This is a genomic window from Bradyrhizobium sp. A11, from assembly GCF_042077125.1.
Taxonomy (GTDB): domain Bacteria; phylum Pseudomonadota; class Alphaproteobacteria; order Rhizobiales; family Xanthobacteraceae; genus Bradyrhizobium; species Bradyrhizobium japonicum_B.
This window is the reverse complement of sequence record NZ_CP149509.1, coordinates 5,152,922-5,165,368: the sequence shown is the minus strand read 5'-3', so window position 1 is coordinate 5,165,368 and position 12,447 is coordinate 5,152,922. Positions and strand designations below refer to the sequence as shown.

At 62.7% G+C, this 12,447-nt stretch carries 11 protein-coding genes; 8 read left to right on the top strand and 3 right to left on the bottom strand.

The window, feature by feature from the left end; genetic code table 11:
• Positions 1–621: 621 nt before the first annotated feature.
• On the bottom strand, positions 622–1,761 hold the full coding sequence (locus WI560_RS24360) for an acyl-CoA dehydrogenase family protein (protein WP_375305212.1): 1,140 nt from the start codon (positions 1,759–1,761) through the stop codon (positions 622–624).
• A gap of 75 nt (positions 1,762–1,836) precedes the next feature.
• On the opposite strand from WI560_RS24360, the gene WI560_RS24355 reads away from it, so the two are divergent.
• The 5 genes from WI560_RS24355 (at position 1,837) to WI560_RS24335 (ending at position 8,018) form a co-directional block, all read left to right on the top strand.
• Positions 1,837–2,703 (top strand): FadR/GntR family transcriptional regulator, encoded by an 867-nt coding sequence (locus WI560_RS24355; RefSeq protein WP_375305211.1) that lies wholly within the window; start codon positions 1,837–1,839, stop codon positions 2,701–2,703.
• 32 nt (positions 2,704–2,735) lie between these two features.
• Positions 2,736–3,545: an enoyl-CoA hydratase/isomerase family protein gene (locus WI560_RS24350; RefSeq protein ID WP_028137894.1), complete on the top strand. Its 810-nt coding sequence runs from the start codon at positions 2,736–2,738 to the stop codon at positions 3,543–3,545.
• A gap of 9 nt (positions 3,546–3,554) precedes the next feature.
• Positions 3,555–5,777 (top strand): acyl-CoA dehydrogenase, encoded by a 2,223-nt coding sequence (locus WI560_RS24345; protein WP_375305210.1) that lies wholly within the window; start codon positions 3,555–3,557, stop codon positions 5,775–5,777.
• Between the two features lie 24 nt (positions 5,778–5,801).
• Complete coding sequence (locus WI560_RS24340) at positions 5,802–6,986, top strand: CaiB/BaiF CoA transferase family protein (RefSeq protein WP_375305209.1); 1,185 nt, start codon at positions 5,802–5,804, stop codon at positions 6,984–6,986.
• A 63-nt stretch (positions 6,987–7,049) separates the two neighbouring features.
• Positions 7,050–8,018 carry a Bug family tripartite tricarboxylate transporter substrate binding protein gene (locus tag WI560_RS24335; RefSeq protein ID WP_375305208.1) on the top strand — a complete coding sequence of 323 codons (969 nt, stop codon included), beginning with the start codon at positions 7,050–7,052 and terminating at the stop codon, positions 8,016–8,018.
• Between the two features lie 12 nt (positions 8,019–8,030).
• Here WI560_RS24335 and WI560_RS24330 read toward each other — a convergent pair whose 3' ends face one another.
• Positions 8,031–8,984: a Bug family tripartite tricarboxylate transporter substrate binding protein gene (locus WI560_RS24330; protein ID WP_375305207.1), complete on the bottom strand. Its 954-nt coding sequence runs from the start codon at positions 8,982–8,984 to the stop codon at positions 8,031–8,033.
• A gap of 130 nt (positions 8,985–9,114) precedes the next feature.
• Entirely contained in the window at positions 9,115–9,720 is a 606-nt protein-coding gene (locus tag WI560_RS24325) for a MarR family winged helix-turn-helix transcriptional regulator (RefSeq protein WP_375305206.1), read from the bottom strand.
• 66 nt (positions 9,721–9,786) lie between these two features.
• Between WI560_RS24325 and WI560_RS24320 the strand changes: the two genes are divergently transcribed.
• The 3 genes from WI560_RS24320 to WI560_RS24310 are packed head-to-tail and all read left to right on the top strand — an operon-like array spanning position 9,787 to position 12,418.
• Positions 9,787–10,113: a hypothetical protein gene (locus WI560_RS24320; RefSeq protein WP_375305205.1), complete on the top strand. Its 327-nt coding sequence runs from the start codon at positions 9,787–9,789 to the stop codon at positions 10,111–10,113.
• Between the two features lie 18 nt (positions 10,114–10,131).
• Positions 10,132–11,451, top strand: a complete 1,320-nt coding sequence (locus tag WI560_RS24315; protein ID WP_375305204.1) for a Rieske 2Fe-2S domain-containing protein — start codon at positions 10,132–10,134, stop codon at positions 11,449–11,451.
• Positions 11,452–11,488: 37 nt separating this feature from the next.
• The gene (locus WI560_RS24310) at positions 11,489–12,418 is read left to right on the top strand and encodes a PDR/VanB family oxidoreductase (protein WP_375305203.1); all 930 of its coding nucleotides are present in this window, start codon (positions 11,489–11,491) and stop codon (positions 12,416–12,418) included.
• The last annotated feature ends 29 nt before the right edge of the window (positions 12,419–12,447 follow it).

The window sequence follows — 12,447 nt, the reverse complement described above, 5'->3', positions numbered from 1 at the left end:
ACGGTATGTGAATTATACCGTGGAGTACATGCAATGGAGATTTGAGATTCTTGCCACTTCTGCAAACTATTCAGTCAATCGACTCTGATAGCTAGCGAAATCGCCAAGACTTCGTACGGCGCAAACTATCCTGTAAATCCAAGATCGAAAAATTGCGGCGGATATACCGTCGGGATCTGGACGTGAACAGCGCGCTCTCACCTTTATTGGTCGAGCGATGTCGGAGGTCAGGTTCGATCGTGAAAGCGAGCGACTCACTTCCTCGGCCAGCCAGTCGCCGAGAACGGCATCTGAGATGATGCCGGTTACGGTCGGTAACGTGAAGAGCTGGTTCAAGAGGCGCGGTTCCGGACACTAACATTGCAGCTGTCCCTCCGGTCGCCTTCCGACTACATGGGCGTATGCTGACTGCGTTACCTTCTCGGGGGCATGGCGCAAACATGGCGATGGCGCCGCTGATGAGCAGCTGAGCATTCTCGGATTGGCGATAGTCCAGGAGGAGAGTGTTGGTACCGTGTTTTCCCCGCTGACTGCCGGAGAATATCGGATCAGCTATTTCTTTCGCGTGCTTCCGAAACTCCAAACGCCACGACGTTTCCCCCGAGTTCTATTACTTGAGATCTATCGCAACAGCTCGCGGGCGATTACCACGCGCTGGATCTGATTGGTTCCCTCGAAGATCTGAGTCAGCTTCGCGTCGCGCATCATTCGCTCGACGGGGTAGTCCATGGTGTAGCCATAGCCGCCGAATATCTGGACGGCGTCAGTCGTCACCTTCATAGCCACATCGCTGCCGAAGCATTTCGCCATGCTGGCAAGCAGATTCAGGCGCTTCCAGTCGCCTTCATCGCCGGCCCGTGCGCATTCATAGACGAGCGCGCGCGCGGCCTCGATCTGGATCGCCATGTCTGCGAGCATGAACTGCACGCCCTGGAATTCGGAGATCGACTTTCTGAACTGCTTCCGCTCCTTGGCGTAGGCAAGGCAGGCGTCGAGCGCACCTTGGGCCAGACCGACCGACTGAGCGCCGATCGTCGGGCGATTGAGATCGAGCGCCCGCATCGAGGCACGAAAGCCCTTGCCCTCTTCCCCAACGAGATTTTCGGCGGGCACCCGCACATTGTCGAGGAAGATCGGCGTATTGGGCGCGCCGCGAAAACCCATCTTGCGCTCATGTCGGCCGAACGACACGCCCGGCATCTTCTTTGGCTCGATGATGAAGGCGCTGATGCCGTCGGCGCCCGGCCCGTCGCCGGTCCGGGCCATCAACACGATGAACTCTGCCTCCACGCCATAGCTGCACCACTGCTTCCGGCCGTTCAGGATGTAGCTGTCGCCATCCTTCTGCGCGCGCGTGTTGAGGGCGGTGACGTCGGAGCCGGCCTGCGGCTCGGAGATCGCGATTGCCGTAACCACGCCGCCCTTGGCGATGATCGGCAGGAACTTGCGGCGCTGCTCCTCCGAGCCGAAATGGAGCAGCGGCATGATGAACATGGTGTTGAGTCCGGCAATGGACGCGCAGGCGGGAGAGACCTTCGATATCTCCTCCCGCGCGATGCACATCATGGTGAGGTTGCCATTGGGGCCACCGTACTGCTCGGGTACCCAGAGCTGCATCAATCCCATCTCGCCGAACAGTTTCACCAGTTCGGTCGGGAAACGATCGGTCTCGTCGATCTCCGCCGCGATCGGGGCCACATGTCTGGCCACCATCCGGCGGATGCTCTCGCGGAACGCGGTTTGCTCTTCGGTGAAACTCATCGCGGCGTTTCCTTGGGAGAAAGCTCCAAAGAAAGAGCTTCCATTTAATGGGTGATCCATTTAATAATCATTGCCATGATGATGAAGTCAAGACCGCAGACATCCACTCCCCCAAAGTCCGGAACATCGGGCCGACGCGACCGCCCCGCGGATAGCCGCGTGGCAGGGGCGCCAACGGCGCCGAAATTCCGGCCGATCCATACGCGTCGGGCATTCGAGGAAATCTGCGAGAGGATCAGGGAGCAGCTCGCGTTGGGCGTTCTCAAACCCGGTGACAAATTGCCGCCGGAGCGCGACCTGGCCCAGCAGTTAGGGGTGAGCCGTAACGTCCTGCGTGAAGCTCTGCGGAGCCTGGAGATGGCCGGAGTGCTTCGGCTGCGAAAAGGCGTGAAAGGCGGCGCTTTTGTGCGCGAGGGCGATACCGGCCGCATGAATCTCGTCATGCGCGACATGCTGAGTCTGGGCACGATCTCCGTGCGCGAGCTGTCCGAGGCGCGGATTGACGTGCTGGATCTCGTGGTTCGGCTGGCCTGTGCCAATGGCAAGCCGGTCGATTTCGACGCGCTCGAGGCCAACATCGAGCGCACGGAGCTGGCGACGCAGGAGGGGCGTCTGCTCGACCGCGTCGAATGCTCGCGCGAGTTCTACAAGCTGCTTGCGGTTGCGACCGGGAACAAGGTGATCGCGATGATTCTCGATGCGGTCACCGAGATCCACATGCGGTTCGTCTATGCCAAGGTGGTGTCGAGCGGTGTCGCGATGGCGCGGTTGGTGGAAACGCGTCGAAAGTTTCTGACGGCGCTCCGGGCACGAAATGCAGCGACTGCGTCACGCCTGATGCGTACCCATCTCGAGTCAGTGCAGCGCATGCTGGAACAGGATCCCGGTGCGATGTCGCTGCAGGTGGCGCTTGCCGAGATGCAGCCGGGCATGCGCCCCTGAACGAGAAGCGATGAGCCAAAACGGAGGAAACCGTGTCGATCTACGCCAAATACGAATGCCTGAAAGTCGAGGTCGCGGACAAAGTCGCGACGGTCACGCTGAACCGGCCGGAGGCGCGTAACGCCATCAATCAGAAACTGATCCGCGAACTCAGGACGATCTGGGACGATTTGGCCGACGATCACGCCGTCAACGTCGTAGTGCTCACCGGCGCCGGCGATTTCTTCAGCGTCGGCGGCGACGTCAAGGCGATGTCGGAGCGGCCCGGCGGGGACGTTCTGGAGGAGGGGGAGATCCATGATCCCATGATCAGCCGCCGCGGCGTCACCCGGCAGCTCGAGCTCGACAAGCCCATCATCGCGGCGATCAACGGCGATGCCATCGGGCTGGCTGCGACCCATGCGCTGCTGTGCGATATCACGGTCATGTCCGAGGACGCCCGCATCGGCGACACGCATGTCTCCCGCGTCGGGCTGGTCGCCGGAGACGGCGGCACCGTGATCTGGCCGTTGCTGGTCGGCATCAACAAGGCCAAGGAGTTCCTGATCCGCGGCACGCTGCTCAAGGGCAGGGAAGCCGAACGGATTGGCCTGGTCAATCACGTGGTTCCTCGTGCCGACGTGCTGGGCAAGGCGCGGGAAATCGCCATTGAACTGGCGAACGGCCCGACCTGGGCGATCCGCTGGACCAAGCTGTCGATCAACCAGATCGTGAAGGATCGCGTGAACATGTTGCTGGAGGCGTCAATGGCGCTCGAGCAGGTCACGTTCGAGACAGCGGATCACAAGGAGGCCACCATGTCCTTCAAGGAGAAGCGCAAGCCGAGGTTCGGTCAGGCTTAGGCTCTCGCGATGGCGGCCTACGGCATCGAAAGCGACGACGTTGCGGGCATGCTTCGCGCATCCTTGCGCGGGCTTCTCGCAACGCATTGGCGCGCCGATCGCCTGAAGGATGGCGCGTCGCCGGACGCGATCACCGAGATCTGGGACAAGCTGGCCCAGCAGGGTATCGCGGTTCTGGGCGCCGATCCGGAGGAGGGCGGTCTTCGCGAGATCCTGGCGGTGATGGAAGAGCTCGGCCGCGCGGCGTGTCTAGCTCCGATGTGGTCTGCCGTGCTGGCCAACCTCGTGCTGCCGGATGCATCTTCCGATGGAGCCGAACTGCGAAAGGCGCTTCACGCTGGCGCGGCGCGCATTGTCTTCTCCTTCGGTGCGTTCGATCCCGATCCCGGTATCGGTTCGATCACGCTTGATGGCGAGACGGCAACGGGATCCCTCCGGTTCGTCGAGGCCGCGGGAAGCGCGACCCACCTGCTCACGCCGGTGGATGAGGCGCAGCTCGTGCTCGTCGACCTTCGGGCTCCCGGCGTCGATCGTATACCGACGCGCGCCATGGGAGCGTGGGGCAATTGGGAGCTGACGCTCGATTCCGTGCCGGCAAGACTTGTTCCTGCTGCCGAGATCAGCCTGAGCGACCTACGATCGATCGCGCGTCTGATGCTACTGGCGCGCGCCCATGGTGCCGCGCGTCGGGCGTTCGAGCTGGCAGTAGCCTATGCCGGGGAACGGCAGCAGTTCGGCCAACCAATCGGGCGATTTCAGGCGATTCAGCACAAGCTGGCCAACTGTCTCATCGATCTCGAAGGTGTGCGTCTCGTTCTGCACCACGCGGCAAAGCTGCGGGACGAGGGCGATCTCGACTGGCCGTACTTCTCCGATTGCGCCATGGCGTTCGCAGGCCCTGCTTTGCGCCGCGTTTCGCTGGAGACGCAGCACACATTCGGCGCCATCGGCTACGCCGAAGAACACGAAGCACCACTGCATTTCAAACGCGTCCATCTGGACACCGTAGCGTTTGGTGGCGCCGCCCATGCCAAACGAAGCCTCGCCGCCCATCTCTTCGACAATGGCGGCGCGGGGATGCCGCAATATGACCTCGGCTGCGCGGGCAACGAACTGCGCGATCAGGTCAAGCGGTGGTTTGCGCAAACCTGGGCGGACGGCAGAAAAGCCGCCTTCGACGCCAAGCCGTTCGCAAAGCGCGAGTTCGACGCTGAATTTGCCGCCGATATGGGCAGCACCGGCTGGATCGGCCTCGGCTGGCCGCAGGAGTTCGGCGGCCAGGCGCGTTCGCCGCTCGAGCAAATCGCCTTCATGGAGACCATGGAGCAGAACGAGGCTCCGCGCATTGGCGCCTCGATCCAGGCCAACGCCTTGATGATGTTCGGAACGTCCGAGCAACAGAAGAAATATCTGCCGGAAATTCTGCGCGGCGAGGCCATGCATGGGATGGGTTACAGCGAGCCGCAGGCAGGATCCGACCTTGCGGCGCTGCGGACCAGCGCGGTCCGCGACGGCGACCATTGGGTCATCAACGGTCAGAAGATCTGGACCACCACCTGGTGGGGAAAATACATGTTCCTGGCGGCGCGAACCGACAAGAGCGCCAAGCCCCATGCCGGCATCAGCATGTTCATCGTGCCGATGACCACACCCGGGATCACGATCCGGCCGGCCACCACCATGTACGATGGAACGTTCGCCAACATCTTCTACGACGATGTTCGCGTGCCCCTGGAGAACCTCGTCGGCGCTGAAAACGAGGGCTGGAAAGTCTTGACCGGGGCGCTCGCTTTCGAGCGGGGGCTGGTCGGCGGCGGCATCGTGCTGAAAGTCGCGCATGCCTTTGAACGACTGCGCCAGCACGTCATGGCCCGGCATGAATTGAGCGAGGATCCGGTCATCCGGGACCGCATGGCGACGTTCGCGTCCGAAATCGAGATCGGGCGCCAATTGATGATGCATTGCGCTGACCTTGCCGCCGGCGGCGTCACTCCGCCGGAGTATGGTGCGATCAGCAAGGTCTTTTCCAGCGAGCTGATGGAACGCTTCGGCGAAGCCGCGCTCGACATGCTCGGCATGCGCGCCACGCTGTCCGAACAGATGCCGGGTGCCATCGACAACGGCCGGTTCGAGCAAAACCTGCGTCATTCCCTGATGTGGGTGATCAGCATCGGAACGAACGAAATTCAGCGCAGCCTGATCGCACAGCGTGCGCTTGGCTTACCTCGATAGGAACCGATGATGCAGGGCCAATCATTGAAATCACCACTCGAGGGCGTCCGCGTGCTGGACTTCTCGATCATGCTCGCCGGACCCTATTGCGCCCGGCTGCTGGCAGATGTCGGCGCCGAAGTGATCAAGATCGAGCCGCCGGAAGGCGAGGAGATGCGTCTGCGCGCGCCCCTTCGCGACGGCCAAAGCGCCTATTTCGGTCAGCTCAACGCTGGCAAGAAGAGCATCGCACTGGACCTCAAATCGCCCGAGGCGATCAAGCTCGTGCATCGCATGGTCGAAAGCACGGATATTCTGGTCGAGAATTTCCGGCCCGGTGTGATGGAGCGCCTGGGTCTCGGCTATGAGGCGCTTCGCAAGATCAATCCCCGTTTGATCTATTGCTCGATATCCGGCTACGGCCAGACCGGTCCGCAGTCGGAGCGACCGGCCTATGCGATGATCGTTCATGCCGAGAGCGGCTTCGACCGCGCGCTGATGCGATACGCCGGTGATCGCGACCGGCCGGCGGCCGGAGCAGTGTTCGTTGCCGACATTCTCGGCGGCGTTTTCGGCTTCTCGGCGATTCAAACGGCGATGGTGCAACGGGAGCGTACGGGAGCAGGGCAGCACGTCGATGTCGTTCTGATGGACTGCATGCTGAACCTCATGGTGTATGAGCTGCAGGAGGCGCAATTCTCGGCGCCGGTGGCACGCCCGACCTATGGTCCTGTTCGCGCCAAGGACGGCGACGTCCTGATCGCCCCGGTATCGGCGCGCAATTTTGCGGCGCTTCGCGACCTGACGCGCCTGCCGGAGCTTTCGTCAGACCCTCGTTTCACCTCGGTGGCGGCGCGCGGTGCGAACTGGGCCGCGATGATGCAGGTCGTCCAGCGGTGGACGATGCAGCACACGGTGGATGAGTGCCTGGCAGCGCTCGATCGCGCCGGCATTCCGAGCGCCCGCTTTCGCGATCCCGCGGAAACGCTGGATGATGCGGATTTGTCTGCCCGCGGCGTCTTTGCGCCGATCGCCGACCTCGCAGGCGAGTTCAAGGGCGTCAACGCGCCGTGGCGGATGTCGGGCGCGCGGACTGGAATCGGCCGCGACATCCCCGCCATCGGCGAGCACCGGGACGAGATTCTGACGCGCGTGCTGGGCCTGTCCGAAAATGACGTCGAGCAGGCCGCTGCCGCCGGCGCATTTGGAAGGGGTGCAGCGTCACCGTAATTTGATGCTGCCCGCCGCGAATATTTCTACCGCAAGGGAATCAAAAACATAGGGAGGATCGACATGAAGGGGCTACGTGTTCTGGCTTTCATATTCGGAGCGGCGATGCTCGTCGCGCCCGCCGTAGCGGACAATTATCCATCGCGTTCGATCCGGCTCATCGTGCCATATCCCGCCGGCGGTTCGACCGACATCATGGCGCGTGCACTGCAGGAGCCGATGACGAAGATTCTCGGCCAGCCGATCGTTATCGACAATCGCGGCGGGGCGGCCGGCACGACCGGTTCCAACGAAGCGGCTCGATCGGATGCCGACGGTTACACGCTTCTGTTTGCCAACAACGGCCCGATCTCGATCGCGCCGTTGCTGCAGAAGGGCATCGATTTCGATCCGCTGAAGAGCTTTGCGCCGGTGTCGCTGGTCTCCACGGCGCCGCTGGTGCTGGTGGCAAGCGAAAAGGTACCCGTGAACGACGTCGCCGGGCTGCTTGCCTATGCCAAGGCGCAGAGTAAGCCGATGCTGTATGCATCCGCCGGGCCAGGTTCGCTCGGGCATCTGAGCACCGAGCGTTTCCTCAATCAGGCAGGTCTGCAAATGGTCCACGTCCCATATCGGGGCCAGGCGCCGACGACGCTTGCGATCTTCGCCGGCGAGGTCGACATTCTGCTCACCACCACTTCCGATACGCTGAACGAGCACATCCGCTCCGGCAAGGTGAAGCTGCTCGGAGTTTCCTCGCCCGGTCCTTCGCCAGTCGCTCCCAGTGCGGCATCCATCGGCGCCGCCTTGAAGGGCTATTCGGTCGAAACGTGGTTCGGCATTCTCGCCCCTGCGGGCACTCCGCCTGATGTTGTGGCCAAGCTCAACGCCGCGCTTGGCACGGTGCTGGCGATGCCGCAAATACGGGAGCGCTTCCTCTCCTATGGCGTCGAGGCCAAGGCCAGCACCCCTGCCGAGTTGCGCGCCCTAATCGCCGCAGAGATCCCATCCTGGCGCAAGGTGATCGAGGAACGCAACGTCAAGACCGAATAGCGGAGTACGGTGCTAGTCGAGCGTGATGTTGGCCTCCTTCACCACCTTCGCCCACTTGTCGACATCGGCGCGGATGGTGGCCGCGAAAGCTTCCGGCGTTGAGCTCTTCGGTTCGACGCCGAGCTTTTTGAGAGACTCCTGCACGGACGGCGTTGCGACCGCGCGCGCGATTGCGTCGTTCAGCCTGGCCACGATCTCGGACGGGGTGCCGGCAGGCGCGAGGATGCCAAACCACACCACGACCTGAAATCCAGGAAGCGCCTCGTTGATGGTCGGCGTGTCCGGAAACAGCGGCGAGCGCTCCGCCGTGCTGATGCCGAGCGATTTGAGCATGCCGGCCTGGACCTGACCCATGCCTTCGAGCGGCGTGATGAAGTAGACCGAAACCTGGCCCGCGAGCGTATCGTTCGTTGCCGGTGCGCCCCCACGATACGGAATGTGTTGCATTTCAATGCCGGCCTGACGGCGAAACAGCTCCGCCGTGACATGGGAGGCCGATCCTTGCCCGACCGATGCATAGGAGAGCGCGTTGGGATCCTTCTTGCCGCGCGCGATGAGATCGGTGACGCTGCTGATCCCGGTCGACGGCGCCGTTACCAGCAGGAACGGCACGTCGACGACCTTCGAGATCGGCACGAAATCGCGGACGGGATCGTAGGCGAGCTTCTTGTAGAGGCTCGCGTTCAGCGCGTTCGGCCCGAGATTGCCGAATACGATGGTGTATCCGTCCGGCGTTGCCCGAGCCGCTTCTGTCGTGCCGATGATGCCTCCGGCACCCGACTTGTTGTCGATGATGACCGGCTTGCCAAGGATTTCCGTAAGGGGTTGCAGGATTGCCCGCGCGAGGATGTCGGTGGATCCGCCCGCCGGATAGGGCACGATCATCCGGATCGCACGCTCCGGATACCCCTCGGCCAGAGCCGGGGCTACAAATAGCAACGACAGCAGCATTACCAGCGCGCGCATCAGCGTTCTCCCCTCGACGGACGCTCTATGGCGTCTCGGAAATATATTTAGTACGTATACGTATCGTATCGGCCGAAGGATTACAACAGCCGTGGCGAGCCAAGCGGTGGTCTGGCCGCGGCTGCGGGACTCAGGCGCCGGGCTCGGGAGGGGGAGACTTTGCGATCGCCAGCATGCAACGCAGGAAATGCGCGCGGTCGTCCTGGCTCAGGGGAGCAAGCATGAGATCCTGCAGCCGGGCGGCGGCTGGAACCACGGCCATCAAGGCGCTGGTGCCCTTGGCCGTGATCTGGACCTGGATGGAACGGCGATCGGCGGGATGGCTCTTCTTGGAGATCAGCCTGCGTGCGGTCATCCGCTTCAGCATTTCGCTCAGCGTATTCCGGTCGCAACTGATGCGCTCTGCAAGGGCCGATGCCGTCATTGGCCCCTCCTGCAGCAGCGCCATCAGCACGCCGAACTGGCGGGGAGTGATGTCGCTCTGCCGCGTTACGCTCTGGTAGAGTCCGTCATATTTGGCCTCGAGCAGGCGCAGCAGAAATCCGATGCCGCTTTCCAGCCTCCACTGATGGGCCAGCACGGCCGCCGGATCTCCAGCTTCGTCCTTCTTGACCGACATCGTGCTCGTCCCCCGGCTGCTCCAGTGCAACAAGCCGTTAGCAGCTTGGGCGTGGTCTCTCAACCGCCGGTCAAACGGGGATTGTCCCGTCCGCATCCGAACGGTTGCCAGGGCCATGACGATATGATACGTATACGTATTAAATGGCGGCTCGGACAAGAGGGCCCCAAGGGAGGCCCTGCGTTGGATCTGCGCGCTCTGTTGTCGATTCCTTATCTGCTCGAGGCGGAAGCCGTCGAGACCGAGCCCGAAGAATGGCTCGTCCGTCTCGCTTATCCCGAGCTTCCCGGCTGCGCCGCAGAAGGCGTCGTCGTTGAAGACGTGCTGAAGGATCTGGAGCGTCAGCGGATCGAAATGATCGTCAGACTGGTCGAGGCCGGAAAGCTGCCGCCGATTCCGCGACGGCCACTGGCTTCATCCGACCCGTTATGGACGGCGCACGATCTCGGATTGTCCGATCGGGTCACAGCCTTGCTGGACCGCAGCGACCCAAAATCGAACCTGACATAAGCTATCGAGGAGAAAATCATGCTCTCGCACGAGGACAACGAGCGGCTGGTAAGAGTTGGCAAGGGCACTCCGCTGGGGGAGTTGTTCCGGCTCTACTGGATTCCGTTTCTGCCGTCCGCAGATCTGGCGCGCGATGGACAGCCAAAGCGCGTTCGACTGCTCGGCGAGGATCTGGTGGCTTTTCGCGACACCGAGGGCCGCGTTGGTCTGGTCGACCAGGCCTGTCCGCACCGGGGCGCGCCGATGGTCTTCGCTCGCAATGAGGATTGCGGCCTGCGCTGCGTCTATCACGGCTGGAAGTTCGACGTCACGGGCGCGGTGATGGACATGCCGGCCGAACCGGTCCGCAGCCGGCTCAAGGAGCGGGTGCGCATCAAGGCCTATGCCTGCCGTGAGCGCAACGGAATGATCTGGGCCTATCTCGGGCCGGATCAGGCCTCGCCTCCGCCGCTGCCGAATGTCGAGTGGAATCTTGTCCCCGAGGAGCAGGTCCACATCTCGGTGCGGGTTCAGGAGTGCAACTGGCTGCAGGCCGTCGAGGGTGAGATCGATTCCGCGCACGCACCCTTGCTTCACGGCCGTCTCGACGCGCAGGGCACCACCAGCGCCTGGATCCAGAAGCGCGACCTCCGCCCGACCTTCGAATGCGTCAAGCAGGATTTCGGCATGAGCATTGCGGCACGCCGGAACTACGACGCGAATACGCTCTACTGGCGCGTCAATCAGTTCATGCTGCCGTTCTACACGCTGGTTCCGCCGCTATCGCCGTTTCCCGATCTGAGCGGTCACGCCTGGGTGCCGATCGACGACGAGAACACGCTCTGCATCATGTTCTCCTATCATCCCTCGCAGCCGCTGCTGCCCAAGACGCGCGAAGTCTTCGCGGAAGGGCACAAGGGCCGGGAGAGCGGCCACGCCAGCCACCACGCGCTGGTCAAGCAGCCGGTGACGGTGCCGTACGCCGACTATTGGACGAAGTACAATCCGCAGAACGGATATCAGTTCGACTACGAAGCACAGCGGACGACGTGGTTCTCCGGTCTCCCCGGTCTTTGGGTCCAGGACGGGGCGTGCCAGAGCGGGGTATCGCCGATCGCCGACCGCACCAGGGAGAATTTGTGTTCCAGCGATACCGGCATCGCGATGACCAGGCGGTTCATTCTGGAAGCACTCGGCGCCTATCGCGACCACGGCACCCGGCCGAAGGGTGTCGCCGATCCGGACGTGTTCATGGTCCGTGCGGTGTCCTTGCGGCTGCCGCCCGAGGACTCCTGGATCGATTCCGGCGCGCCTTTCATGCGGGCGAAGCTCGGCGCGGACTTCGGCTACGAGCTTTGAGCGCTACGACATGGCCGGCGACCTGCAGGAACTGCGAGTGAAGCGCATCACCTATGAGGCCGAGAGCATCAATTCGTATGAGCTGGTGCTTCCGGCGGGAGGCGACCTCGCACCCTTCACCGCCGGCAGCCACATCGATCTGCATCTGAACAATGGCATGATCCGCAGCTATTCGCTCGTCAACGATCAGAGCGAACGGCATCGCTACGTCATCGCCGTCAACAGGGATGCTGCCGGGCGCGGCGGCTCGAACTTCGTCCACGACAGCTTCAAGGCCGGCGATATCGTTACGATCTCCATGCCGCGGAACAATTTTGCGCTGCGCGAGGATGCGGAATCCTCGCTGCTGATCGCAGGCGGCGTCGGCATCACGCCGCTGGCGTCGATGATCCGGCGCCTGCAAGCGCTGAGCCGACCGTGGAAACTGCACTATGCTGCGAGGACGCGGCGGGCCGCGGCATTTCTCGGCGAACTCGGCGCCATCGGCCCGGACGCGCAGCTTCATGTCCACTTTGACGATGAACAAGGAGGTCGGCCTCTCGATCTTGCTGCCATCGTCGCGAATGCGCCGGCCGGCGCGCATCTCTATTGTTGCGGCCCGGTGCCGATGCTGGAAGCCTTCGAGAAGGCCACCGCGGGCCGTCCGGCGGGGCATGTCCACGTCGAGTATTTCCAGGCCAAGCAGGCGCCGGCCGTCGACGGCGGATTCGAGGTCAGGCTGGCGCGCAGCAATCGCACGATCGCGGTCGAGCCGGGCAAGACCATTCTGAATGCCGTTCTCGATGCGGGCATCATGGCGAATTATTCCTGCTCGGAAGGCGTTTGCGGGACCTGCGAAACGCGGGTGATCGAGGGAATCCCCGATCACCGCGACCTGTTCCTCAGCCCGGAAGAGCAGGCGGCGAACAAGACCATCATGATTTGCTGCTCCGGATCGAAGTCCGGCACGCTCGTGCTGGATCTTTGACCGGATCATCTCGGAACGAAGCCATATGG